Source organism: Streptosporangium sp. NPDC023963 (genome assembly GCF_040639135.1).
In the GTDB taxonomy this organism is placed as follows: domain Bacteria; phylum Actinomycetota; class Actinomycetes; order Streptosporangiales; family Streptosporangiaceae; genus Streptosporangium.
In genome coordinates this window covers 980,877-1,005,029 of the sequence record NZ_JBEZZK010000001.1, presented here as the reverse complement: position 1 = coordinate 1,005,029, position 24,153 = coordinate 980,877, and the positions used below count along the sequence as shown (strand labels likewise).

General features: G+C 71.4%; 21 protein-coding genes, 1 tRNA gene and 1 riboswitch. Of the genes, 18 read left to right on the top strand and 4 right to left on the bottom strand.

Going from position 1 to position 24,153, the window contains the following annotated elements; translation table 11 throughout:
• Window positions 1-5: 5 nt before the first annotated feature.
• Entirely contained in the window at window positions 6-1,238 is a 1,233-nt protein-coding gene (locus AB0F88_RS04225) for a deoxyguanosinetriphosphate triphosphohydrolase (protein WP_362677176.1), read from the top strand.
• Window positions 1,239-1,367: 129 nt separating this feature from the next.
• Here AB0F88_RS04225 and AB0F88_RS04220 read toward each other — a convergent pair whose 3' ends face one another.
• Window positions 1,368-2,216, bottom strand: coding sequence for a M23 family metallopeptidase (locus tag AB0F88_RS04220; RefSeq protein ID WP_362677174.1), 849 nt, complete (start codon window positions 2,214-2,216; stop codon window positions 1,368-1,370).
• Between the two features lie 235 nt (window positions 2,217-2,451).
• Between AB0F88_RS04220 and dnaG the strand changes: the two genes are divergently transcribed.
• The 4 genes from dnaG (at window position 2,452) to AB0F88_RS04200 (ending at window position 7,600) form a co-directional block, all read left to right on the top strand.
• Window positions 2,452-4,305, top strand: a complete 1,854-nt coding sequence (gene dnaG, locus AB0F88_RS04215; RefSeq protein WP_362677173.1) for a DNA primase — start codon at window positions 2,452-2,454, stop codon at window positions 4,303-4,305.
• Window positions 4,306-4,457: 152 nt separating this feature from the next.
• The gene (gene rpoD, locus AB0F88_RS04210) at window positions 4,458-5,594 is read left to right on the top strand and encodes an RNA polymerase sigma factor RpoD (RefSeq protein WP_362677942.1); all 1,137 of its coding nucleotides are present in this window, start codon (window positions 4,458-4,460) and stop codon (window positions 5,592-5,594) included.
• Window positions 5,595-5,840: 246 nt separating this feature from the next.
• Window positions 5,841-7,142: a hypothetical protein gene (locus tag AB0F88_RS04205; RefSeq protein WP_362677171.1), complete on the top strand. Its 1,302-nt coding sequence runs from the start codon at window positions 5,841-5,843 to the stop codon at window positions 7,140-7,142.
• Entirely contained in the window at window positions 7,139-7,600 is a 462-nt protein-coding gene (locus tag AB0F88_RS04200; RefSeq protein ID WP_362677169.1) for a hypothetical protein, read from the top strand. The genes AB0F88_RS04205 and AB0F88_RS04200 overlap by 4 nt, the downstream gene beginning before the upstream one ends.
• Before the next feature lie 213 nt (window positions 7,601-7,813).
• Here AB0F88_RS04200 and AB0F88_RS04195 read toward each other — a convergent pair whose 3' ends face one another.
• Window positions 7,814-8,125: a YtxH domain-containing protein gene (locus AB0F88_RS04195; RefSeq protein ID WP_362677167.1), complete on the bottom strand. Its 312-nt coding sequence runs from the start codon at window positions 8,123-8,125 to the stop codon at window positions 7,814-7,816.
• Between the two features lie 170 nt (window positions 8,126-8,295).
• Between AB0F88_RS04195 and AB0F88_RS04190 the strand changes: the two genes are divergently transcribed.
• The 7 genes from AB0F88_RS04190 (at window position 8,296) to AB0F88_RS04160 (ending at window position 15,144) form a co-directional block, all read left to right on the top strand.
• Window positions 8,296-8,371 (top strand) — tRNA-Asn (locus tag AB0F88_RS04190).
• 359 nt (window positions 8,372-8,730) lie between these two features.
• Window positions 8,731-9,891, top strand: coding sequence for a nitric oxide synthase oxygenase (locus AB0F88_RS04185; protein WP_362677165.1), 1,161 nt, complete (start codon window positions 8,731-8,733; stop codon window positions 9,889-9,891).
• Window positions 9,892-10,126: 235 nt separating this feature from the next.
• Window positions 10,127-11,302 carry an agmatinase family protein gene (locus tag AB0F88_RS04180; RefSeq protein WP_362677163.1) on the top strand — a complete coding sequence of 392 codons (1,176 nt, stop codon included), beginning with the start codon at window positions 10,127-10,129 and terminating at the stop codon, window positions 11,300-11,302.
• Complete coding sequence (locus AB0F88_RS04175; protein WP_362677161.1) at window positions 11,302-12,396, top strand: ABC transporter substrate-binding protein; 1,095 nt, start codon at window positions 11,302-11,304, stop codon at window positions 12,394-12,396. Before AB0F88_RS04180 ends, AB0F88_RS04175 begins: the two co-directional genes overlap by 1 nt.
• Window positions 12,397-12,445: 49 nt before the next feature.
• Window positions 12,446-13,495: an ABC transporter permease gene (locus AB0F88_RS04170; protein ID WP_362677159.1), complete on the top strand. Its 1,050-nt coding sequence runs from the start codon at window positions 12,446-12,448 to the stop codon at window positions 13,493-13,495.
• Window positions 13,496-13,541: 46 nt separating this feature from the next.
• Window positions 13,542-14,309, top strand: coding sequence for an ABC transporter ATP-binding protein (locus tag AB0F88_RS04165; protein WP_362677157.1), 768 nt, complete (start codon window positions 13,542-13,544; stop codon window positions 14,307-14,309).
• A gap of 61 nt (window positions 14,310-14,370) precedes the next feature.
• Window positions 14,371-15,144 (top strand): enoyl-CoA hydratase-related protein, encoded by a 774-nt coding sequence (locus AB0F88_RS04160; RefSeq protein ID WP_362677155.1) that lies wholly within the window; start codon window positions 14,371-14,373, stop codon window positions 15,142-15,144.
• Between the two features lie 142 nt (window positions 15,145-15,286).
• Here AB0F88_RS04160 and AB0F88_RS04155 read toward each other — a convergent pair whose 3' ends face one another.
• Window positions 15,287-16,024 carry a TetR/AcrR family transcriptional regulator gene (locus AB0F88_RS04155; RefSeq protein WP_362677153.1) on the bottom strand — a complete coding sequence of 246 codons (738 nt, stop codon included), beginning with the start codon at window positions 16,022-16,024 and terminating at the stop codon, window positions 15,287-15,289.
• A 100-nt stretch (window positions 16,025-16,124) separates the two neighbouring features.
• Between AB0F88_RS04155 and AB0F88_RS04150 the strand changes: the two genes are divergently transcribed.
• Both AB0F88_RS04150 and AB0F88_RS04145 read left to right on the top strand, forming a co-directional pair.
• Entirely contained in the window at window positions 16,125-17,063 is a 939-nt protein-coding gene (locus tag AB0F88_RS04150; RefSeq protein ID WP_362677151.1) for an ATP-binding cassette domain-containing protein, read from the top strand.
• The gene (locus AB0F88_RS04145; protein WP_362677149.1) at window positions 17,056-17,808 is read left to right on the top strand and encodes an ABC transporter permease; all 753 of its coding nucleotides are present in this window, start codon (window positions 17,056-17,058) and stop codon (window positions 17,806-17,808) included. Before AB0F88_RS04150 ends, AB0F88_RS04145 begins: the two co-directional genes overlap by 8 nt.
• A 91-nt stretch (window positions 17,809-17,899) precedes the next feature.
• On the opposite strand, the gene AB0F88_RS04140 is transcribed toward AB0F88_RS04145, so the two are convergent.
• Window positions 17,900-18,421, bottom strand: coding sequence for a DUF402 domain-containing protein (locus AB0F88_RS04140; protein ID WP_362677147.1), 522 nt, complete (start codon window positions 18,419-18,421; stop codon window positions 17,900-17,902).
• Window positions 18,422-18,473: 52 nt separating this feature from the next.
• Window positions 18,474-18,586: riboswitch (SAM riboswitch) on the top strand.
• A 39-nt stretch (window positions 18,587-18,625) separates the two neighbouring features.
• Here AB0F88_RS04140 and AB0F88_RS04135 point away from each other — a divergent pair.
• The 4 genes from AB0F88_RS04135 (at window position 18,626) to AB0F88_RS04120 (ending at window position 24,121) form a co-directional block, all read left to right on the top strand.
• Window positions 18,626-19,561, top strand: a complete 936-nt coding sequence (locus AB0F88_RS04135; protein WP_362677145.1) for a glutathione S-transferase C-terminal domain-containing protein — start codon at window positions 18,626-18,628, stop codon at window positions 19,559-19,561.
• Complete coding sequence (locus AB0F88_RS04130; protein WP_362677143.1) at window positions 19,558-21,315, top strand: FAD/NAD(P)-binding protein; 1,758 nt, start codon at window positions 19,558-19,560, stop codon at window positions 21,313-21,315. The genes AB0F88_RS04135 and AB0F88_RS04130 overlap by 4 nt, the downstream gene beginning before the upstream one ends.
• Before the next feature lie 197 nt (window positions 21,316-21,512).
• Window positions 21,513-23,153: an ABC transporter substrate-binding protein gene (locus tag AB0F88_RS04125; protein WP_362677141.1), complete on the top strand. Its 1,641-nt coding sequence runs from the start codon at window positions 21,513-21,515 to the stop codon at window positions 23,151-23,153.
• Window positions 23,150-24,121, top strand: coding sequence for an ABC transporter permease (locus tag AB0F88_RS04120; RefSeq protein WP_362677139.1), 972 nt, complete (start codon window positions 23,150-23,152; stop codon window positions 24,119-24,121). Before AB0F88_RS04125 ends, AB0F88_RS04120 begins: the two co-directional genes overlap by 4 nt.
• Window positions 24,122-24,153 lie beyond the last annotated feature (32 nt).

Genomic DNA, 24,153 nt, shown 5'->3' with positions numbered 1-24,153 from the left:
CACTTATGCATGGCTATGACGAACACGATCAGGCCAGGTGGGTGCCGGAACCGCCCGGCAACCCCGGCCGAAGCCCGTTCGAGCGCGATCGGGCACGGGTGCTGCACAGCGCGGGGCTCCGCCGGCTCGCCGCCAAGACCCAGGTCGTCGGCCCGGGGGAGACCTTCGGCAGTGGCCAGCACATCCCCCGCACCCGCCTGACCCACTCCCTGGAGTGCGCGCAGATCGGCCGGGAGATGGGGGAGACCCTCGGACGCAACCCCGATCTGGTGGAGACCGCCTGCCTGGCCCACGACCTCGGCCACCCGCCGTTCGGCCACAACGGGGAGACGGCGCTCAACGAGCTCGCCGCCGGGTGCGGCGGCTTCGAGGGCAACGCGCAGAGCCTGCGCCTGCTGACCCGGCTGGAGGCCAAGGTCGTCACCGAGGACGGCCGCAGCGCCGGGCTCAACCTCACCCGCGCCTCCCTGGACGCCGCCGTCAAATACCCGTGGACCCGCGAGAGAGGCGCCAAGTACTGCGTCTACGACGACGACATGACGGTCTTCGAGTGGATCAGGGAGGGCGCGCCGGAGGGGCAGGTCAGCTTCGAGGCCCAGATCATGGACTGGGCCGACGACGTCGCCTACTCCGTACACGACCTGGAGGACGCCCTGCACTCCGGCGGCGTGGTCCTGGAGACGATGCGCGACCCCGCCGAGCGCCGCGAGGTCTGCGCGACCACCCGCGAGTGGTACGCCCCCGACGCCGAGCCCGGCGAGCTGGAGGACCTCTTCGGACGCCTGATCACCCAGCCGCTCTGGCCCCGCCACTTCGACCGCTCACTCGCCGACCTCGCCGCGATCAAGGGGCTGACCAGCTCGCTCATCGGCCACTTCTGCAAGTCCGCGGAGGTCGCCACCCGAGAGGTGTACGGACCGGCGGCCGGGCGCTACAGCGCCGACCTGATCGTGCCCAGGGCCACCCGGCTGGAGTGCGCGCTGCTCAAGGGGGTCACGGCCCACTACGTGATGGCCAGCGACGCGCACAACGCCAACCAGGCCAGGCAGCGCGAGCTGATCCACGACCTGGCCCACCACATCATGCTGGGCGCCCCCGGCACCCTGGAGCCCGCGTTCAGGCCCGCCTTCGTCAGGGCCGGCGGCGACGCCGGCCGGCTCCGCGTGGTCGTCGACCAGATCGCCTCGCTCACCGACACCTCCGCCGTCGCCTGGCACCGCGCCCTGGCGGCCCGCTGACCGGGCCGTGTCACGTTCCCGGCGCCTCCGCCCCCGGGGCCGGTGCTCTGTTCCTGAGGTCCCTGAGGTCCCTGAGGTCCCCGGGCGGCGTCGTGGACGAGCCCGTCGCGGGCCGCCGTGTCACGTTCCCTAGGCCGGCGCGCCGGTGCCGCCCAACAGGCTCTGCTTCGGCTCCGGCTCCGGCTCCGGCTTCCTGGTCGGCTTCTTCGTCGGCTCCGGTTTCGACGCGCACAGGGTGAAGCACCGGGGAGCCGCGCCGGTCTGGTTCATCACGGCCTGCATCTCCTCCCTGGGGGAGAGCGTGGGGTTGCCCTTCAGCCAGGCGTCCAGATAGTTCCAGGGCTTGACCATGCCCCGGCGCACCCACCACATCGAGGGGGAGGTCTTCCAGGAGATCGCGAAGTAGAGGTTGCTGGCGGTCGAGCGGGCGTTGCCCGAGTTGCCGACCTGGCCCAGGACCTGACCGGCGCTGACGCGCAGTCCCGGCCTGATCCCCAGGGCGACCTTGTCCAGGTGGCCGCCGAGGTAGCGCACGCCGTCGTCGCCGATGACCGTGACGAACCGGCCCTCCCGGTCGGCGCCGCGGTCGGTGGAGGGCTTCCACCGGTTCTTGGTGTTGACCTCGTCGACCACGCCGTTCACCGGCGAGACGAACGAGCAGCCCTTGCCGGCCCAGATCGTGGTCTTGGGCAGCACTAGGAGCCTGCTCTCGTAGGTGACCGAGCAGCCCTTCACCGGGAAGGCGTAGGTGTGCTTGGAGACCTTGGGCGGCGGGACCCGCACCGGGGGGTCGGCCTTGGGGCGGTCGACCGCGGTCCGGGGGGCGGGGGTCGGGGTCGCCTCGGGCATGGTCGCGGTGACCGACGAGGCCGGTGAACCGGCCGCGGACTCCGTCCCGGGGGTCGGAATCGCCGTGCCGATGCCCGCCACCCCGCCGGGCGACGCGCAGGCTCCGGTGACGAGCACCGCACCGGTCACAGCGGCCAATCGTGCTATATGCCCCGATCGCATGATCTCCACCCGCGTACATTATCGAGAATCCGCCTTTACCTTTGTAACCGACGTCCTGGTTGGTCACGACCACTTCGGGAAAGTCATCGTTCCTCCTGTCCCTCCCGTCCCGGCAGTAGCGTCCCGGCCTGCCGGAAGATCGCGGCGAGGGCGGGCGCACTCGTCGCCCCGACCTGTCGGGGGGCCGGACTAGACTCGCGGCGTGGCAGGCCGGATCAGTGATGAGGACATCGCGCTCGTACGGGAGCGCTCACCGATCGCCGACATCGTGGGCGAGCACATCCAGCTCCGCAACGCGGGCGGCGGCAACCTGAAAGGGCTCTGTCCCTTCCATGAGGAGAAGAGCCCGTCCTTCAACGTGACCCCCACCCGGGGTTACTGGTACTGCTTCGGCTGCGCCGAGGGCGGCGACGTCATCACCTTCGTCCGGCGCCTGGAGCACCTGTCGTTCGGCGAGGCGGTCGAGCGGCTGGCCGGCCGGGCGGGCGTCCAGCTCCGCTACGAGCAGGGCGGCTACGTCCCCGGGCGCGAGCAGGGCGAGCGCATCCGCCTGATCGAGGCCCACCGGGCGGCGGCGGAGTTCTACGTCTCGAAGCTGTCCGCCCCCGACGCCGCGATCGGGCGCAGGTTCCTGTCGGAGCGCGGGTTCGAGCGGGTCGACGCCGAGCGTTTCGGCGTCGGATACGCCCCGGCCGAGTGGGAGGCCCTCTCGCGGCACCTGATGGCGCGGGGCTTCACCACCGCGGAGCTGATCAAGGGCGGGCTGGCCAAGGAGGGGCGGCGCGGCCCCATCGACCGCTTCAGGGGACGGCTGGTCTGGCCCATCCGCGACATAACCGGCGACGTCATCGGTTTCGGCGCACGGAAATTGAACGATGCCGAAGACGGGCCGAAATACCTGAACACCCCGGAAAGCCCGCTCTACAAGAAGAGCGAGGTCCTCTACGGCGTCGACCTGGCCAAGCGCGAGATCTCCAAGCGCTCCCAGGCCGTGATCGTCGAGGGCTACACCGACGTGATGGCCTGCCACCTGTCGGGCGTGCCGACGGCGGTGGCCACCTGCGGCACCGCGTTCGGCGAGGAGCACATCAAGGTGCTCCGAAGGCTGCTGCTCGACCAGTCGGGGTCGCGCGGCGAGGTGATCTTCACCTTCGACGGCGACGCGGCGGGCCAGAAGGCGGCCCTGCGCGCCTTCGCCGACGAGCAGAAGTTCGTCACCCAGACCTTCGTCGCCGTGCAGGCCGACGGCCTCGACCCGTGCGACCTGCGCATCAGGCACGGCGAGGCGGCCGTGCGCGACCTGATCGCCGGGCGGGAGCCGCTGTTCGCGTTCGCCATCCGCAGCGTGATCTCCCGCTACGACGCGAGCACCAACGAGGGGCGGCTCTCCGCCCTCGACGCCGCCGCCCCGATCGTGGCCGGCATCAAGGACACCTCCCTGCGCCGGCTGTACGCCGTCGACCTCGACCGGTGGCTGGGCTTCAACAATGAGCAGTTCGTCCTCGACCGGATCGCCGAGGTCTCCGCGGCGGCCCAGCCGCGCGCCCAGCAGCGCCCCGCCGGCCCGCGCAAGGTCGCCGACCTCACCGACCCCGGCGTACGGACCGAGGCGGAGGTGCTGCGGCTGGCCGTGCAGCGTCCCGCGCTGCTCGGCCCGGCCTTCGAGGCGCTGGGAGCGGAGGCGTTCACGCTCGCCGAGCACGCGGCCCTCTACCGGCTGATCGTCGGCTCCGGCGGCACCGCCGCGGCAGGGCAGGGCGGGCGCGAGTGGGTCGACCTGCTGCTCGGCGGGGCCGAGGACTCCCTGCGCGGGGTCGTCACCCGGTTCGCCGTGGAGGAGCTGCGCGCCGACCTGGCGAGCGAGGAGCGCTACGCCTCGGCCATGCTGGCGGCCCTGGAGCTCGTCTCGGTGGCGCGGGCCATCGAGCGGCTCAAATCGAGGATGGAGCGGACGAACCCGGTCGACGAGCAGCAGGAGTACAACCGGCTGTTCGGAGAGCTGGTCGCGCTGGAACAGCAGCGGCGGGTGCTCAAGGATCGTGCCGCCGGGAGCTGACGGCGTAATTTGCATTAATATCCGCGGGATGATTCCACCAAACCCGAATAAGGTCTCGATCCGATAATGATCGCGGCCTTACCTCCGGTGACAAAAATAGGTCTGCCATTTAGGGGACCCAATACAGCAGACTGTCTCCCGTGGGTGCATCGGTGCTGCCAAGTGGGCCGCCATCGGTAGACCAGGTGGCCGACCTCGTTACGAAGGGAAGGGAGCGCGGAAGCGTCACGGTCGATGACGTGGCCGCCGCTCTCGACAAGTCCGAGCTGCCGTCCGACGCGCTCGAACGCGTCGTCCGCATGCTCGCCGAGCACGGAGTGGAGGTCCTCGAGCCCCAGGGCGACGAGGAACCCGTCCGGCCCGATGAGGAGGATGTCGGGAAAAGGGCCCCGACCAGCGATCTGGTCCGCATCTACCTGCGGGAGATCGGTCGCGTGCCCCTGCTCACGGCCGAGGAGGAGGTGGAGCTCGCCAAGTCCATCGAGGCGGGCCTGTTCGCCGAGGACAAGCTGACCAGCGTCGTCTCGCGTCTGGTCTTCCCGGAGTTCAAGGAGCTCGCCTGGCAGGGCACGCGGGCCAAGCAGCGGCTGATCGAGGCCAATCTGCGGCTGGTCGTGTCAATCGCCAAAAGATATGTGGGACGCGGGATGCTGTTCCTGGATCTCATCCAGGAGGGCAACCTCGGCCTCATCCGGGCGGTCGAGAAATTCGACTACACCAAGGGCTACAAGTTCTCCACATATGCCACCTGGTGGATTCGCCAGGCGATCACCAGGGCCATCGCGGACCAGGCGCGCACCATTCGGATTCCGGTGCACATGGTCGAGACGATCAACAAGCTGGTACGGGTCCAGCGCCAGCTCCACCAGGATCTCGGCCGCGAGCCCGCGCCCGAGGAGATCGCGATGGAGATGGACCTGCCGATCGACCGGGTGATCGAGATCCAGCGGATCGCCCAGGAGCCGGTGTCGTTGCAGTCGCCGATCGGCGAGGAGGACTCCGACCTCGGAGACTTCATCGAGGACGCGGACGCGGTGGTGCCGATGGAGGCGGCGGCCTTCATCATGCTGCAGGACCAGCTCGACGACATCCTCGCGACCCTCTCCGATCGAGAGCAGCGCATCATCCAGCTGCGCTTCGGGCTCGCGGACGGACATCCCCGGACCCTGGAGGAGGTCGGCCGGGAGTTCGGCGTGACGCGCGAACGCATCCGGCAGATCGAGTCGAAGACCCTCGCCAAGCTCAGGCACCCGACGCGGGCGCAGATGCTTCGCGACTACCTCGACTGAGGAGCCACACGGCGCGGGCCCCGGGCACCTCCGGTCCCGGGGCCCGCCCCGTTGCGCGGGGCCTGTTGTGATCGTCGTGGCACCTCCGGTCCCGGGGCTCGCGCCGTTGCGCGGGGCTTGTTGTGATCGTCGTGGCACCTCCGTTCCCGGGGCCCGCGCCGTTCCGGGGGCCGCGCCGCCCCCTCTTCGGCGCATTGGAGGCGGGCCGGACTGTTCTCCCGGCCGATACAGGCGCAGACTGGGCGAATGGAGTCGCGAGCGGCGGTCGACGACGCCGCGCTCGGGCGCGAGGCGTGGTCCGTGCTCGACGCGAACTGGACGGGGTCCGCGACCGTCCCCGCGCCCGGCCTCTACCCCCACCAGTGGAACTGGGACTCCACCTTCGTCGCGATGGGCCTGGCCCGCTGGGACACCCGCAGGGCCGGGACCGAGCTGATCAGCCTGCTGGCGGGGCAGTGGGGCACCGGGATGGTGCCGCACATCGTCTTCCGCCCCGTCCGCGCGGAGGGCTACTTCCCCGGCCCCTCGGTCTGGCGCTCCCCGGACCATCCGGCCTCTCCCAACGCCGTGTGCACCTCCGGGCTGACGCAGCCGCCACTGCACGCGCTCGCCCTGTGGTGGATATGGCGGCACGCGGCCGACCGGGACACGGCCGTCGCCCTCGTACGGCGGATCTACCCCATGCTGGCCGCCCAGCACGACTACCTGGCCACGTCCAGGGACCTCGGCGGGGGAGGACTGGCCGCGATCGTGCACCCGTGGGAGTCCGGGATGGACGACAGCCCCGCCTGGGACGCGCCGCTGGAGGCGCTGCCCTCGGTACGCCACGCCTACCACCGGCGGGAGGAGCCCACCGAGCGGCATCCCGACAGCCGTCACGACCGCTACATGGCCCTCGTCCTGGGCTACCGGGACTCCGGCTACGATCCGGCCTACCTGCGGGACGAGCACCCGTTCGCGGTCGAGGACCCGATGTTCAACGGGATCTGGCTCGCCTCCTGCCAGGCCCTCGCCGAGCTGGCCCCGGTGGCGGGCGCGGACGCGGGCCCGTACCGGGAGGCGGCGGAGCGGATCCGTGCGGCGCTGCTGGAACGCCTCTGGGACGACGGCGTCTTCCGCGCCCGCGACCTGCGCGGCGGGCGGCTCAGCCCCGTCTGCACGGTCGGCTGCTTCGGGCCGATGCTCGACCAGGAGATGCCCGCCGACCGGGTCGCGGAGCTGGTGAGGGTGCTGGAGTCGGCCCGCTTCATGGGAGCCGCCGGATACCCGGTGCCGAGCTGCGAGATCCGCGCCCAGCAGTTCGACAGGTCCTGCTACTGGCGCGGGCCGTCCTGGGTGAACACCAACTGGCTGTTGCGGCGGGCGGCGGGCGCGCACGACCTGGCGGGACTGGTGCGGCTGCTCGGCTCGGGCACCCTGCGCCTCGTGCGGCAGGCGGGTTTCCGCGAGTGTTTCGACCCCTTTGACGGCAGCGGGCGGGGCAGCCGGGACTTCTCCTGGTCGGCCGCGCTCACCCTCGACCTGCTGGCGGATACCGTGGAACGGTGAAGCTCTTCAATCGCATGCCCTCCGAGGTCCGCGCGGCCCTCGCTCCGGGCGACCGGGTGCTCGCCTACGCCGAGGGGCCCGACGGCTACGTGATCGCCGCGGACAAGGCCCTCTACCTGGGCGGTGAACGCCTGCCCTGGTTCCAGGTGGATCGCGGGGTGTGGGACGAGGAGGGGCTGACGGTCGGCACCACCGACGGGCGGTCGCACCGGGCGCTGCTGCCCGAGCCCGGCCGGATCCCCGAGGCCGTACGGGAGCGGGTGACCGCCTCGATCGTGGTCAACCAATACGTCCCGCTGGACGCGCGAGGGGGAGTGCGGCTGGTGGCGAGGAAGGCCGACGCCGACCGGCTGATCTGGGAGTTCGTCTTCGACTCCGGTCTCGATCCGGAAGATCCCGGCCTGCGCGCCCTCGCGGAACAGGCGCTCGAGGAGACACGCCGGAGCTTCGGCGTCTGAGATCCCGGAGCGGGACCGCCCTGGCCGGCCGAACCTTTCCGTTCCGGTACGAGCCGGGTCTCCGCGTGGGTCCGTTTCTGCGCGAGCCGGGTTTTCGCGTAGGCCCGAGGGCGGGCGAAGATCGGCCTCAGACACGCGAAAGGCCCCTGGAGGGGCCTTTCGCACCGGCGGGCCGTCCCCGGCCCGTGGGTGCCGACGGAGCGGCGGGAAAGATCAGTAGGGCGCGTTGGTCCTCTGGTTGTCCGGCCAGCCGGTGCCCGTGTCGTCGTGCTCGTCGCCGTGCCAGCCGTTGGCGGAGCGCAGGAACGGCAGCCGGTTCCTGGCCACGTCGCTCACCTTGGTCCTGGCCACACCCGTCGCCTTGGAGACCTTGGCGCCCATCAGGCCGGCCGTCTCCTGCACGGTGGGGTTGTCGGAGATCCGCTGGGCCAGTCCCTTGATCTGTTCGTAACGTTCCCGGCCGGCGCGACTCCCCAGGATGTAGCCGACCGCGAATCCCACTCCGAGCATCAGTCGATAACGCATGTCCACCTCCACAAGCATGTTCCGCGGACCCTGTCCTGTGATCACTCGCGGATCGCCTCGTCTCGCACCTACCCCGGAGTATCGATGCGACACACACCCATGGAGTGCGCTAATCTATTCCTGCGCCGCAAGGAACGGGGAACACCCGGTCCGACCAGCGCAAAGCGCAATCCCGTGTAGCTCAATCGGCAGAGCAGCCGGCTGTTAACCGGCAGGTTATAGGTTCGAGTCCTATCGCGGGAGCCAGTTGAAAGGCCCCGGAAGCCCCGCTTCCGGGGCCTTCGTCGTCTCCCGTTCCGATTCGGGGGGCCTCTCGCCTCGCGATTCGCCGGACAAACCACGGTGAATCACAGAAAATGAGGAACGCCGCGCCCGGTGCCGCCCTGATCGCGGCGAGTGAGCCGATGCGCGGTTGCCGCGGACAACAGCGATCGCAGCGGGGAAGGGCCGCCGCGTTCAGGGCACCGCGCCGCCCGGAACGGTCGTCGTGCCCGTGAGCCACAATTGGTGGTTTTTCTGTGCTGACCTGGCGAAGGTCCCGGCGGCGTGCGCCGGATTCGATCTACGGCGTCCCCGGCGTCCCCGGTGTCCCTGATGTTTCTGATGTGCTTGGTGTCCCCGGGGTCCTCGGTGGTGTCCCCGAGGTGTCCCCGGTCGACGTGGCGGCGGCCGAGGACTACCTCGGGCTGTTCTACACGGAGAATCCCGGGGCGGGAGTCCTGCGGGAGCGCCTGCGCGAGGTCCGGCAGGAGATCGCCAGGACCGGGACGTACACGCACACTCCCGGCGAGCTGATCTTCGGTGCCAGGGTGGCCTGGCGCAACAGCGGCAGGTGCATCGGACGCCTGTACTGGCGCTCGCTGCGGGTGCGCGACCGGCGGCACGTCACCACGGCCGAGGGGGTCGCCGTCGAGTGCGTGAACCACCTGCGGGACGCGGCGCCGAACCGCCGGATCCGCCCGACGATCACAGTTTTCCCTCAGGACCGGCCGGGGGCCCCCGGGCCGCGGATCTGGAACGAGCAGCTCATCCGCTACGCCGGATACGCGATGGAGGACGGCTCGGTCGTCGGCGACCCCCGCTACACCGATTTCACCGCGATGCTGCGCGAGTTCGGCTGGCCCGGCGGCCCCGGCAGTCCCTTCGATGTTCTCCCGCTGGCGGTCTCGATGGGTGACGGGCCGCCGCTGCTGTCCACGATCCCCGGCGACGCCGTGCTGGAGGTCGCGCTCTCGCACCCCGCCCACCCGTGGTTCGAGGAGCTGGGACTGCGCTGGCACGCGGTGCCGGTCATCTCGAACATGTGCCTGGAGATCGGCGGGATCTGCTACCGGGCGGCCCCGTTCAACGGCTGGTACATGGGTACCGAGATCGGCGCCCGCAACCTGGCCGACACCGACCGCTACGACCTGATGCCGCTGATCGCCCGGCGCATGGGACTGGACACCGAAAGTGACCGCTCGCTCTGGCGGGACTACGCGCTGGTGGAACTGAACGTGGCCGTCCTGCACTCCTTCGAGAGGGCGGGGGTGACGATGACGGACCACCACACCGAGTCCAGGCACTTCCTGATGCATCTCGAACGCGAGGAGAAGGAGGGGCGCGTCTGCCCGGCCGACTGGAGCTGGATCGTTCCCCCCATGTCCTCCTCGGCCACGCCGGTCTTCCACCGCTACTACGAGGACCGGCTGCTGTCGCCGAACTTCGTCCACCATCCGGACTCCCTGGAGCGTGCACTCGGTCACCGGACTGCAACGGGGGGTTAATCCGGAGGAAACGTACCGGCGATGCACTTGCAGTGACCCACCTCATGGTGGGGCGCACCTAGGGTTCCGCCGCCGCCGACGCCGCGCGTCACGATCGTGAGGTCGTACGGCGTCGGCGCGGGACTGGTCCGAGAGGTGCAGGCGGCCACGCGGCCGTTCCACGGCGGGACAAAAGCCCGGGAGGCCGGCCGATCCCGGCTGCCCTCCGGCCGGGTTCCGAGCTGATCGGAGCTCCATGCACTGGCACCCGTCCGCTTCCGACCCCGCCCGCCAGGGCCCTTCCGGCGCGGCCCCCTCGGGGGCCGGCCGGTACGGCCCCGAGGCCCGCTTCGCCGTCGAGCGCGAGGCCGAACTGCCCACCACCAACTGGGAACGCGAGGTCGCCTGGGCCCTGGAGGTGGGTCTGCAGGGCGCCGACTCCATCGTCGACCGGCGCATCCCGACCTTCTCCCGGGGCGAGCTGCCGCACTTCGCGGGGATCAACACCTTCCTCAAGGCTCCGTACGTCGAGGACGTGCGGCGCTGCGGGGAGTACGACGTGGCGATCCTGGGCGCGCCGTTCGACGGTGGCACGACCTACCGCTCGGGCACCCGCTTCGGCCCGCAGGGAATCAGGAAGATCTCCGCCCTGTACGGGCCCTACAGCTTCGAGCTGGGGGTGGACCTGCGCGAGTCGATCACGATGGCCGATCTCGGGGACGTGTTCACCATCCCCGGCAACATCGAGAAGACCTTCGACCAGATCTCCAAGGCCGTCTCGCACGTCTACTCCAGCGGGGCCTTCCCGGTCGTGCTGGGCGGCGACCACTCCATCGGGTACCCGACCGTGCGCGGCGTGGCCGAGCATCTGTCGGGCAACCTCGGGATCATCCACTTCGACCGGCACGTGGACACCCAGGAGACCGACCTCGACGAGCGCATGCACACCACGCCGTGGTTCCACGCGACCGACATTTCCAACGTGCCGCCGCAGAACCTGGTGCAGATCGGCATCGGCGGCTGGCAGGCGCCCCGGCCGGGGGTGAAGGTCGGCCGCGAACGCGGCACCACGATCATGACGGTCACCGACTGCGTGGAGATGGGCATCGAGGCGGCGGCCGAGCGCGCGCTTGAGGTCGCCTGGAAGGACGCCGAGGCCGTGTGGCTCTCCTTCGACGTCGACTGCCTGGACGCCGCGTTCGTCCCCGGCACCGGCTGGCCGGAACCCGGCGGTTTCCTGCCGCGCGAGGTCCTGAAGTTCATCCAGATCATCGCCGACGCGGCGCCGCTGGCCGGGATCGAGGTCGTGGAGTGCTCGCCGCCCTACGACAACGCGGAGATCACCTCGTTGATCGCCACCCGCGTCATCTGCGACACCCTCGGCTGCCTGGTCCGTTCCGGGCACCTGCCCGCGAGGAAGGGAGCCTCCTGATGCTCCGCCGCCCGCCTGTCTCGTTCCGCCCGCTCCGTTGGCTCCGTTCGCTCCGCCTGATCGGCCCGCCGCGGTTGTCCCGGTCGCCGCTCTCACTTCGCCTGCTCGTCCCGCTCTGCCTGCTCGCGGCCTGCGCCGCGTGCGCGTCCACCCCGGGAGGGGCCGCCGAGCCCGCCGCCTCCGGCGGGAAGAAGACCCTCACGCTGGGCTTCTCCGCCTGGCCCGGCTGGTTTCCCTGGCAGGTCGCCCAGGAGAAGGGGCTGTTCGCCAAGAACGGCCTCGAGGTCGAGCTGAAGTACTTCGACAGCTACACCGACAGCCTGACCGCGCTGGCCACCGGCAACCTCGACGCCAACAGCCAGACGCTCAACGACACCATCGCCTCGGTGTCCGGCGGGGCGAAGCAGACGATCGTGCTGGTCAACGACAACTCCACCGGCAACGACCAGATCATCGCCAGGTCCGGCGTCTCCACGGTGGCCGACCTGAAGGGGAAGACCGTCGCGGCCGAACAGGGGACGGTCGACCACTACCTGCTGCTGCTCGCGTTGCGGAAGGCGGGGCTGACCGAGAAGGACGTCACCTTCAAGCCGCTGCCGACCGACGCCGCCGCCGCGGCCTTCAAGGCGGGCCAGGTGGACGCGGTCGGCGTGTTCGCGCCCTTCACCACCACCGCCCTGGAACTGCCCGGTTCGACGGCGATCGCCACCTCCAAGGACTTCCCCGGGGCCATCCCCGACCACCTGGTGGTGGCCACCTCGCTGGTCGCCGAGCGGCCGCAGGAGGTGCAGGCGCTGGTGAAGACCTGGTTCGAGACCCTGGAGTGGATCGCCGCCAACAAGGCCGACGCCACCGCGATCATGGCCAGGCGGGCGGGGGTGAGCGAGGCCGACTACGCGAGCTACGACGCGGGGACCACGATCTTCTCCCTGGAGGACAACCTCGCCGCCTTCGAACCGGGTGACACCGGCGATCACCTCGACCACCAGGCCGCCCTGATCGCGAAGTTCCTCGTCGACTCGGGCCTGGCCGACACCGAGCCCTCGCTGGACGGCCTGTTCGAGCCGAAGTTCGTCAGGAGTCTCAAGCCGTGATCCGTCAAGAGCCGCAAGCCGTGAGAGCTGCGAGAGCGGGAGCGCCGACATGGGGACGACGCCGGGCGACGACCGGTTGTTGCCGGGGCGGGTCCGGCTCGCCCTGCTCGCCACCCGGAAGGTCGAGGCCCTCATGAGCGCGCGGACCGCGGAGCCCGTCGCGTCTCCCGGCGCGGGGCGGCAGGACTGGGAGCCGCTGCCCCGGCGCCCGGACCGGCCGGGACGCCTCCGGGGACGGCGCCCCGGCTCTGGTTCCGGCCCGCCCGGCGCGAACCCGTCCGGGGGGAAAGACCGGTTCGCCGCGGAAGGCCGATCCGGTGGGAAAGGCCGATCCGGCGGGCAGGGCCCGTCCGCCCGGGCCCGCTGGGGCCTGCGGGCGGCCTCGGTGCTGTTCCCGCTCGCCCTCTGGGCCGCCGTCAGCACGGCGGAAGTGGTGGATCCCACTTTCCTGCCCTCCCCGCTGGCCGTCCTGGAGGCGTTCGCGGAGATGCTGGGCACCGGGCAGCTGGTCGACGACACCCTCGCCAGCCTCGGCAGGGTCGGTGCCGGGTTCGGGCTGGCGGTGCTGATCTCGGTGCCGCTGGGCGTCGCCATGGGCACCTCGGCCGTGGCGCTGGCGCTGCTGGAACCGGTCGTCGGCCTGCTCCGCTACATGCCTGCCGCCGCCTTCATCCCCCTGCTGATCATCTGGCTGGGCCTCGGCGAGCCCTCCAAGATCGCGATCCTCGTGCTGGGCGTGGTGTTCTTCAACACGCTGATGGTCGCCGACGCCGTGCGGCGGGTGCCCGGCGAGCTGGGACAGGCCGCGGCCACCCTCGGCGCCCGGCGCGGTGAGATCCTCAGGAAGGTGACCTGGCCGTACGCGCTCCCGGCGGTCGTGGACGCGGCGCGGATCAACGCCGCCGCCGCGTGGAACTTCGTGGTGGTGGCCGAGCTCGTCGCGGCCGAGTCGGGGCTCGGCTACCGGATCGTCCGGGCCCAGCGGTTCCTGCAGACCGACAAGATCTTCGCGGTGCTCATCGTGATCGGGGTCGTCGGCCTGCTGATCGACGTCGCGCTGCGCGTCCTGCGCGACCGTCTCGGGAGGTGGGTGGTGTGAGGTCCACGTCACGAGTGCCGGGTGACCGTTCCGGGAGGTGGGCGACATGACCCTCGTGCTGAGCGGCGTGGCCAAGGACTACGGCACCACGCGCGTCCTGGACGGCATCGACCTGTCGATGGAGCCGGGCGAGTTCGTGTGCGTGGTCGGGGCGAGCGGCTCCGGCAAGTCGACGCTGCTGTCGTTGATCGCCGGGCTCACCCCGGCGAGCGCGGGATCCATCTCGCTCGACGGGGCACCCGTCACGGGCCCGGGGCCCGAGCGCGGGCTGGTCTTCCAGTCGGGCGCGCTGTTCCCCTTCCTCACCGTCGCCGAGAACGTGGCCTTCGGGCTGCGACTGCTGCCGATCTCCCGGGCGGACCGGGAGCGGCGGGTCCGCTGGTATCTCGGCGAGGTCGGGCTGTCGTCCCTGGCGGGCGCGCTGCCCCGGCAGCTGTCCGGCGGGCAGCGCCAGCGGGTGGCGATCGCCAGGGCGCTGGCGTGCGAGCCGGCCGTGCTGCTGCTGGACGAGCCCTTCGGGGCGCTGGACGTACAGACCAAGGAGGACATGCAGCTCTTCCTGCGCGAGGTGTGGCGCGACACGGGCACGACGGTGCTGATGGTCACCCACGACGTGGAGGAGGCCGTCCTGCTCGCCCAGCGGGTGCTCGTCTTCGCCTGCGGTCCCGGCAGGGTCGCCGCCGAGGTCCCGATCGGCCTGCCCGCCTACCGGGCCCTCACGGTCAAGCGCACCTCCTCCTTCCTCGGCCTGCGTGCCACGGTCGAGGATCTGGTCCGCTCGCACATGCAGACGCCGGAGGGAGAAAAGGTGTAGAACGATATTCTGTGGCTCTCCGGGCGGGGAGTCCCGGCGGGCTTCCGGAGGGGGATGCGGGATGGTCGATCTGGTGCTGTCGTCGATCGAGCGGGGCGTGCTGACGCTGACGTTCAACCGCCCGGACCGGCTCAACGCCTGGACCGACGAGATGGGCCGCCGCTACTTCGACCAGCTGGCCGAGGCCGAGAAGAACCCCGAGGTCCGGGTGATCGTGGTCACCGGCGCGGGGCGGGGTTTCTGCGCCGGCGCGGACTTCCAGACGCTCACCTCCCTGCAGGACGGCTCCTACGCGGGGCGGCCCGACCCGCGCCCCACCACCTTCCCGACCACGGTCCGCAAGCCGATCATCGCCGCCGTCAACGGCGCCTGCGCCGGGCTCGGCATGGTCCACGCCCTGCTCTGCGACCTGGTCTTCACCGCCGCCGAGGCCAAGTGGACCACCGCCTTCGCCCGGCGCGGCCTGATCGCCGAGTACGGCATGTCGTGGGTCCTGCCCCGTCTGGCCGGTCAGGCCAGGGCCATGGACCTGCTGCTGTCGGGCCGCACCTTCACCGGTGCCGAGGCGTACGAGCTGGGCCTGGCCGGCCGGTCGGTGCCGGGGGAGAGCCTGATGGAGGAGACGCTGGCCTACGCCCGCGAGCTGGCGGCGTACAGTTCCCCGGCCTCGATGGCCGTGATCAAGCGTCAGGTCTGGGGCGACTGGCAGCAGAGCCTGGAGGCGTCGGAGTCGGCCGCGACGCGTCTGATGGCCGAGTCCTTCGGCCGGTCGGACTTCGTCGAGGGCGTCGCCAGCTTCGTCGAGCGCCGCGCCCCGGGCTTCCCGCCCCTGTAGTCCCCGAGGTCTCCGCGGTCCTCGCGGGTTCCTTCGCGGGCGGGTCCTGCGGCCTTCCGTTTCGTCGAGTTCGTCGAGCGCGGGACACCGGGCCGCCGGGCCGGGGCGGTTTCCGGCGTGAGGGGCGCGAGGCCGTCCCGGATCAGGCGGGCGGCTCTCCGGTCACGAGCACCGCGATGCCGTCGAGGATGCGGTCCATGCCGAAGGCGAACTCGTCGTCGGGACCGCCCGACATGTCGAAGACCCGGGCTTCGAGAAGCTCGTGGATCTCGGGGAAGCGCTCGGCGTCGGTGAGCCTGGCGAGTGACCGGGCGTAGCCGGACAGCGCCTCCTCGTCGGTGACCTGGGAGGCGTCGAAGGCGTCCTGGAGGTCGGCCAGGAGCGCCACCTCGGTCCTGACGAAGCCGTTGACCAGCAGCAGCGCCGCCAGCTTCGTGTCCGGGTCGAGCCCGGTGCCGCGCAGGCAGCGCAGCCCGGCCTCCAGCCAGGCGACGTGGTTGGGCATGATCCCCGGGCCCGTGATGGGGATGCGCAACGACCAGGGGTGCCTCTGCAGGGAGGCGCGCATGGCGGCGGCCCACCGGTGGGCGCCCCGGCGCCAGTCGTCGCCCGGCTCCGGGAGCGGGGGAGGCGGGCCGAGCACCGCGTCCGTGATGAGCATGAGCAGGTCGCCCTTGGAGGTGACGTAGCGGTAGAGCGCCATCGTGGAGACGCCGAGCTCAGCGGCGATCTTGCTCATCGAGACCGCGGGGAGTCCCTCCGCGGAGCCCACCCGCAGGGCCGCCTCCACGATGTGCTCCAGGCTCAGGGTGCGTTTGGGTCCCTTGCCGGGCCGCTCGCGCAGCCCCCAGGCGATCTCCACGCTTTCCGGCACTTCCATCGCGCTCCCGGGCTTGACCGTCCTTTCCTGCGAGTGTATACCTTACGCAATACCGCGTATGCCATAAACAGTAGAGCGTACGCCATACGCAGGAGGGGTAGTGGAACCAGCGATAGAGGTCGTCGGCCTCACCAAGTCCTACGGCCGGGTCGCCGTCCTGGCCGGTGTCGACCTGCGCGTCGCCAGGGGCAGCGTGTACGCGCTGCTCGGTTCGAACGGCGCGGGCAAGACCACGACCGTGCGCACCCTGGCGACGCTGGTCAGGCCGGACGCGGGACGGGCGACGGTGGCCGGGTTCGACGTCGTGCGCGACCGCCGCCGGGTCCGCCGCGCCATCAGCCTGACCGGCCAGCACGCGGCGGTCGACGAGCTGCTGACCGGTGAGGAGAACCTGCGGATGATGGGACGCCTGTCCGGCCTGTCGCGCGCGGCGGCCCGCCGCAGGGCGGCCGAGCTGCTGGAGCGGTTCGACCTGGTCGAGGCGGGGAGGCGGCGGGTCGGCACGTACTCGGGCGGCATGTGGCGCCGGCTGGACCTGGCCGCGGGGCTGGTCGGCGCGCCGTCGGTGATCTTTCTCGACGAGCCGACCACCGGTCTCGACGTGCGGAGCAGGCAGGCGATGTGGGAGGTGATCACGCAGCTCGCCGGCTCGGGCACCACGGTCTTCCTGACCACCCAGTATCTGGAGGAGGCCGACAGCCTGGCCGACAGGATCGCGCTGCTCGACGGCGGGAGGGTGGTGGCGGAGGGCACCGCCGACGAGCTCAAGGCGAGGGTCGCCGCCTGGCGGCTGGACCTCGTCCTGTCCGACGCGCGGTCGTTCGCCGAGGTGACGCGCCTTCTCGGGGCGCGTGCCGTCCACGCGGATCTCGCCACGCTGACCGTCGGGGCGGCGGTCGACGGGAGCGCCACGGGGATCCGCGCCCTGCTGGACGAGGTGGACCCGGGGCGTTCGGCGGTCGAGAGGTTCACCGTGCGCGGCGCCACGCTCGACGACGCGTTCCTCGCGCTGACGGACAGGGAGCGGGCCGGTGTCTGACCTCGCCGCCTTGCCGGTGATGACCGGCCGTGCCGTCCGCCTGTCGCTGCGCAACCTCGACGCGCTGCTCACCTCGTTCCTGATGCCCGTCCTGGTCATGCTGCTGTTCGTCTACCTGTTCGGCGGCGCGATCCAGACCGGCGTCGACTACGTCACCTACGCCGTCCCCGGCATCCTCGTCATGTGCGCCTCCTACGGCGCCTCCCTGACGGCGGTCGCCGTCAGCCACGACATGAGCCGGGGGATCGTCGACAGGTTCAGGTCGATGGACGTCGGCGGCGGTGCGTTCCTGGGCGGGCACGTGGCCGCCGGCACCGTGCGCAACCTCAGCTCGCTCGCCATCGTGTTCGCCGTCGCGTTCCTGCTCGGCTTCCGGGCGGACGCGGGCCTGTCCGGCTGGGCGGCCGCGGTGGGCGTCCTGGTGGTGTTCGTGCTGGCCATGTCCGCGGTCTCGGCCCTGGTCGGCCTGCTGGCCAAGACGCCGGAGGTCGCGGGCGGTTTCACCTTCCTGGTGATGTTCCTGCCCTACCCGAGCAGCGCCTTCGTCCCGGTGCACACCATGCCCGCGTGGCTGCACGGGTTCGCGGAGAACCAGCCGGCCACACCGATCATCGAGTCCGTACGCGGCCTGCTGCTCGACCGGCCCGTGGGGAGCGACCCGTGGAAGGCGCTGGCCTGGTGCGGCGGCCTCCTGCTGATCTCGGCGATCTTCTCCGGCAGGATGTTCCGCCACCGCGCCCGCTGAGGTCACCCCGCCAGCTGAGGTCACCGCGCCCGCTGAGGTCGCGGGAGTGCCGGGGGCGCCTGGGGCCGCCCCCGGCACCACTGGCCGGGGCTCAGGTGACCAGGGCGAGCCAGCGCGGCGCGTCCCCGAAGGGGGAGGTGCGGGAGGTGACGGCCTCCATCAGCCAGGCGGCCGAGGCGCGGGCGTTCTCGACCACGCCGGGCGGGTAGGCGTACTTGACCCGGTGCTCCTCGAACTCGTCCTCGTCGTCCAGGAAGACCCGGCTCGGGCGGCCCTTCAGCAGGTTCCGGCGGGTCCGGATCACGTCGAGGTCCAGGTCGACCATGGTGACCTCGCCGTCTTTCCACTCCGGCACCGTGGAGACGTCGCAGTAGATCTCGTGCTTGTGCGGGGCGGCGTTGAAGGCGGCCGTCCACCACGCGTCGCGGGGGAAGAGCATCACGGACGGGTGCGGCCAGGGGACCGCGGGACCGTCGCCCTTGTAGCCGCTGGAGTCGGCCACGCAGCCCGTCCACACCCCGTGCTCGTCCTCGCCGAGCAGCAGGCCGCGGTGATGCCAGTGCAGTGACCCGTCGTACTTGCGGTAGACCACGTTCACACTCTCATAGGACATTCCCCGACACTAAGGCTTGACAGAGATCTATGTATTTCCTACCTTCTAAATAGGTTAAGAGTGTCAGTGAGAAGCCCCGGCTGGCTGACCGGCAACCCTCGCACCGCGGCGGGGTGCCCCCGGGGGAGACCTGGCGGCACGGTGGGCGTGCCGCAAGCGCGGACCCCCTCACCAGGGTCACCGAGACATGCCCGGGAGCGCCACATGTCGAAGACCAGCACACTGAACCACGCGAGCCCCGTCGACCTCGACACCCACGGCCACTACCGGCCCGGTGGCAGGCCCGGCCCGCGCTACCCCTTCCAGGGGCGGATCGGCACACCCACCTTCCCCGCCGAGCCCGGGCGCTACCACCTCTACGTCGCGGCCGTCTGTCCGTACGCGCAGCGCGCGGCCATCGTGCGCTCCCTCAAGGGACTCCAGGACGTGGTCTCGCTCTCCTACGTCGACGACGAGCGCGACGGGCGCGGGTGGGCGTTCCGCGAGCGGCGCGGGGCCGACCCGGTCAACGGGTTCACCCTCCTGCGGCAGGCGTACGAGGCGACCGAGCCGGGCTTCGACGGGCACGTCTCGGTGCCGGTCCTGTGGGACAGGGCGACCGGCCGCATCGTCAGCAACGACTTCCCCGACATCACGATCGACCTGGCCACCCGGTTCGGCGGCGACCCCGAGGCCGACCTCTACCCCGAGGAGCTCAGGCCGGAGATCGACGAGCTCAACACGAGGATCTACGAGATCGTCAACACGGCGGCGGGCCGGGTGGCGGCGGCCACCACCGAGGCCGCGTACACCGAGGCGCGCGGGGCCGTGGTCGCCTTCCTGGACGAGCTGGACGCACGCCTGGCCGACCGCAGGTTCCTGTTCGGCTCGGGGATCACCGAGGCGGACGTGCGGCTCTGGCCGACCCTGCTGCGCTTCGACCTGAGCGACAACCCGGCGGCCAGGATCAGCGAGCGCCCGCTGACCGCCTTCCCCAACCTGTGGGCCTACGCCAGGGACCTGTACGCCCGCCCCGCCTTCCGCGAGAACACCGACTTCACCGTCATCGCCCGCCCGTCGGGCGAGACCGACGCCTGGCGGATCCCGGTCGAGCCGCTGCACGCGGACTGGGACCAGCCGCACCGCAGAGCCGCCGTATGAGCGCCTCGATCGCCGTCGTCGGCGCCGGGCCGACGGGCACCTGCCTGGTGGAGCGCATCTGCGCCAACGCCGCCGACCTGCTCGGCTGGCCGTCGCTGGACGTCCACGTGATCGACCCCCACCCGCCGGGCGGCGGGCGCGTGTGGCGCCACGACCAGCCGGACCTGCTCTGGATGAACTCCACCGCCGCCGACGTGACGCTCTTCACCGACGAGTCGGTGCGCTGCGAGGGACCGATCCGCCCCGGGCCCACGCTGGCCGAGTGGCTCGGCGGCGACCCCGGCAGGTTCGCCTCCCGCCCGGCGCAGAACGGCTACCTCTCCCACGTCTTCCGGCAGGCGGTGGCGACCGCCCCTCGCGGCGTCCGGGTGCACGTGCACGCCGCCCGCGCCGTCGACCTCGCCGACGTCCCCGGCGGGCAGGCGGTGACGCTGGACGACGGCCGGACGATCGAGGTCGACGCGGTGATCCTGGCCCAGGGACACGGCGACGTGACGCCGACGAGGGAGGAGAGCGCGCTGGCCGATCTGGCCGCGCGCGCGGGGCTGCGCTACCTGCCCACCGGCTACACGGCGGACCTCGACCTCGACGGCGTTCCCGCGGGGGAGCCGGCGATCGTGCGGGGGATGGGGCTGGCCTTCGTCGATTTGATGGTGCTGCTCACCTCGGGCCGGGGCGGCCGGTTCGTCCGCGAGTACGACGGGGAGCTGGTCTACCTGCCCAGCGGGCGCGAGCCCCTCCTGCACGTGGGGTCGCGGCGCGGCGTGCCGTACCACTCCAAGACCGGTTACCCCTTCAAGGGCGCCCGCCCGCCGGTGCCGCGCTTCCTCACCCGCGAGGCGCTGGGCGAGGGACCGTGGAACTTCCGCCGGGACGTGTGGCCGCTGGTCGCCAAGGAGCTGGCCTTCGCGTACTACCACGAGCTCATCACCGCCCACCCCAAGCGCGCCAAGCTGGGCTGGGCGGAGTTCGAGGAGGGCTTCGCCGCCGAGGAGTGGCGCAGTCTCGGGATGCGCAAGCTGATCCGCGAGGCCGTGCCCCGGCACCTGGACCGGCTCGACCTCGACCGGCTCGACCGGCCGCTGGACGGCATCCGGTTCGGCGACCAGGCCGGCCTGCAGAAGTGGATGCACGGCTATCTCGCCGTCGACCTGCAACGACGCTCCGACCCCGCGCACAGCGCCGACCACGCGATGATCCTCGGCCTGCTCTCCGTCTACGGTGTCCTCGCCGAGCTGGGCATCTCCGACCCGTGGTTCGCCGGGTTCTTCAGCTACGTCGCCAGCGGCCCGCCGGGACCCCGGCTGGAGGAGCTGCGCGCCCTGGCCAGGGCGGGGATCGTCACCTTCCTCGGCGCGGACCTCAAGGTCGACCATCACGACGGGCACTGGCGGGCACAGAGCCCCACCGTGCCCGGCGGCGTGACGGCCACCACCCTCGTCGAGGCCAGGCTGCCCGCGCCCAGCGTGAGCCGGGCCGTCGACCCGCTCATCGCCGCGCTCCGCGACCGGGGCGAGCTCGACGAGGAGTCGGGTCTGGTGAACGTACGGCCCGCCGACCGCCGCCTGCTCGACAGGTCGGGGACCCCGCACCCCCGCAGGTTCGCCTTCGGCCCCTGGGTCGTCGGCGGCCGGGCCACCGGCGGCTTCGCCAGGCCCCGCCTCAACGCCCCGCTCCTCCGCCACGCCGACGCCCTCGCCCGGATCGTGCTGTCCGAGGCCGCCGGAACCCAGATACGACGGCACGTCGCATGAACCGCCCCGATCACCCCGATCATGCCGGTCGTCCCGGCCGGCGCCTCACCGGGCCGTCCGAACCCGCCGCACAGAAGCACGTCGCGCAGGAGCACGTCGCGCAGGAGCACGTCGCGCAGAGGCGCGCCGTGGAAGAGCACGCCGTACACAGGCATGTCGTACACAGGCATGTCGTACCGAAGCACGAGGAGAAGAACGTGAAGTTGCGATGGGGCGCCCTGGCGCTCGCCGGGGTGCTGGCGCTCACGGCGTGCGGAGCCGAGAGCGGGGCCCCGAGCGCGGCGGCCGGCGGTGAGGGCGGCGGTGGTGACGGCGGGTCGCTCGTGTGGGCGGTGGAGACGCAGCCGATCACCTTCAACCCGCACCAGTGGGGCCAGAACAAGGCCCGCCTGCTGGTCCACAACCAGTTCGACAACCTGATCGCCCGGGGGAGGAACGGCGAGTTCCTGCCCTGGCTGGCCAAGTCCTGGAAGGTGTCCGAGGACGAGCTCACCTACACCTTCGAACTCCGCGACGACGTCACCTTCCACGACGGCGAGAAGTTCGACGCCGCCTCGGTGAAGGCCAACCTCGACCAGCTCGTCTCGCCCGGCTACAACGCCGCGGTCAGCGCCATCCAGCTGCGCAACTTCGACAGGGCCGAGGCGACCGCGCCGCACACCCTGAAGGTCACGCTGAAGGCCCCCGACGGACTGTTCCTCGACTTCCTCTCCGCCCCGTACGCCGGCCAGGTCTCCCCGAAGTCGCTGAAGAACGCCAAGGACCTCAAGGCGGGCGGCGTCGACGTGGTCGGCACCGGGCCGTTCATCCTCGACCGGTTCACCCCCGGCCAGGAGGTCCGCTACAGGCGCAACCCGAACTACGACTGGCCGCCCACCGGCTCCGCCCACCAGGGCCCCGCGCATCTGGCCGAGATCACCTACCGCTTCCTGCCCGAGGCGGCGGTCCGGGTCGGCGCGCTCACCTCCGGGCAAGTGCAGGTGATCGAGGGCGTGCCCGCCACCGAGATCGGCCTCATCAAGAGCGACCCCGAGCTGAAGCTGGAGACCAGCCTCAACTCCGGCAGCGCGTTCTCCTACTACTTCAACGTCTCCCGTCCCCCGTTCGACGACAAGCGGGTCCGCGAGGCCTTCCGCGACGCCGTCGACGTGGACGCGGTGCTCAACTCCGTCTACCAGGGCACCGCCAAGCGGGCCTGGAGCGTCATCGGCCAGGGCAGCCCGCAGTTCTACGACCCCTCGCTGGAGAAGACCTTCGGCAACGACCCGGCGCGGGCCAACCGGCTGCTCGACGAGGCGGGCTGGAAGGAGCGCGACGCCGAGGGTTTCCGGGTCAAGGACGGCAAGAGGCTGACCGTGCGTACCGTCAACGCCGCGCCGTTCGTCCGCGACCGCCGCGACATCCTCGCCCAGGCGGTCCAGGCGGCCGTCAAGCAGAGCGCGGGGATCGACTTCCAGGTCAAGATCGTGGACCAGGGCACCGCGCAGAAGGCCGTCGACGAGAACGAGTACGAGATCTTCGAGAACTCGCGCGGCGACACCGACGCCGGGGCGGCGCTCAACCTGATCCTGGCGAAGGGCGCCGCGATCAACCGCACGAAGTTCGAGAGCGCCGAGCTGGACAGGCTGCTCGCCGACGCGTCGGCCGCCGCCGACCTCGCCGAGCGCAAGAAGCTCTACGCGAAGGTGCAGAAGATCGTCGTCACCGACGAGGCGATCCTGCTCCCGGTCTACGTGCCCGCCGACCAGATCGCCTACGGCGCCGGGGTCACCGGGATCACCTTCGAACCGGTCTCCGGCACTCCCAACAGTGCTTACGACGTCCGGACAGGGACGTGAGCACTCTCACACTCACCCGGCGGCGGGGGCTGGCCGCCGCCGGGTGGCTCGGCCCGGTGGCCCGGCGGCTCGGGGCGGGCGTCGCCGTGCTCTGGGCCGCCGCCACCGCGGCCTACCTCGCCCTGATGTTCGCCCCCGGCGACACGGTCGACGTGCTCGTCGGCGACGGCCTCGACACCCCCGAGCGGCGGGCGCAGATCATCGCCGAGTGGGGGCTGGACCGCTCCCCGCTCCAGCAGTACGGCGACTATCTGCTCCGCCTGCTCCAGGGAGACCTGGGCCGCTCCTACATCCTGCAGCGCGGCGTCGGCGACATCCTGGCCTCGCAGATCCGGCCGACGATCCAGCTCGCCCTCACCGCCGCGCTCTTCGGGGTCGTCCTGGCCCTGGTGCTCGCCCTGACCACCGCCGGCCGCCGCCCCTGGCTCGGCGGCCTGGTCGGGCTGTCGGAGCTGGTCGTCGTCTCGGTCCCGCCGTTCCTCATCGGCATCCTGCTGCTCGCCGTCTTCTCCTTCACCCTCGGCTGGTTCCCCGTCGCCGGGGACAGGGGACCCGTCTCCCTCGTACTGCCGGGGCTCGCGCTCGGGCTGCCGATCGCGGGGGTGCTCGGCCAGGTGCTCCGCGAGGGCCTGGAACGGGCGCTGGAGGAGCCGTTCGCGGTGACCGCCCGCTCGCGCGGCATCACCGAGTGGCGGCTCGTCGCCCGGCACGCGCTGCGTCACGCGCTGCTCCCCGCCGTCACCCTCACCGGCTGGTTCGTCGGCTTCCTGCTCGGCGGCGCGATCATCGTGGAGGCCGTGTTCGGCCGCCCGGGGCTCGGCCAGGTCACCGTCGGCGCGGTGAACAGCAAGGACATGCCCCTGGTGATGGCGGTCGTGCTGATCTCCGCCCTCGCCTACGTGACGGTCAGCACGATCGTCGACCTCGCCTATCTCGCGATCGACCCCCGCCTCAGGAGGAGCCGATGACGGTCCCGTCGCGCAAGGAGCCTGCGGTGGTC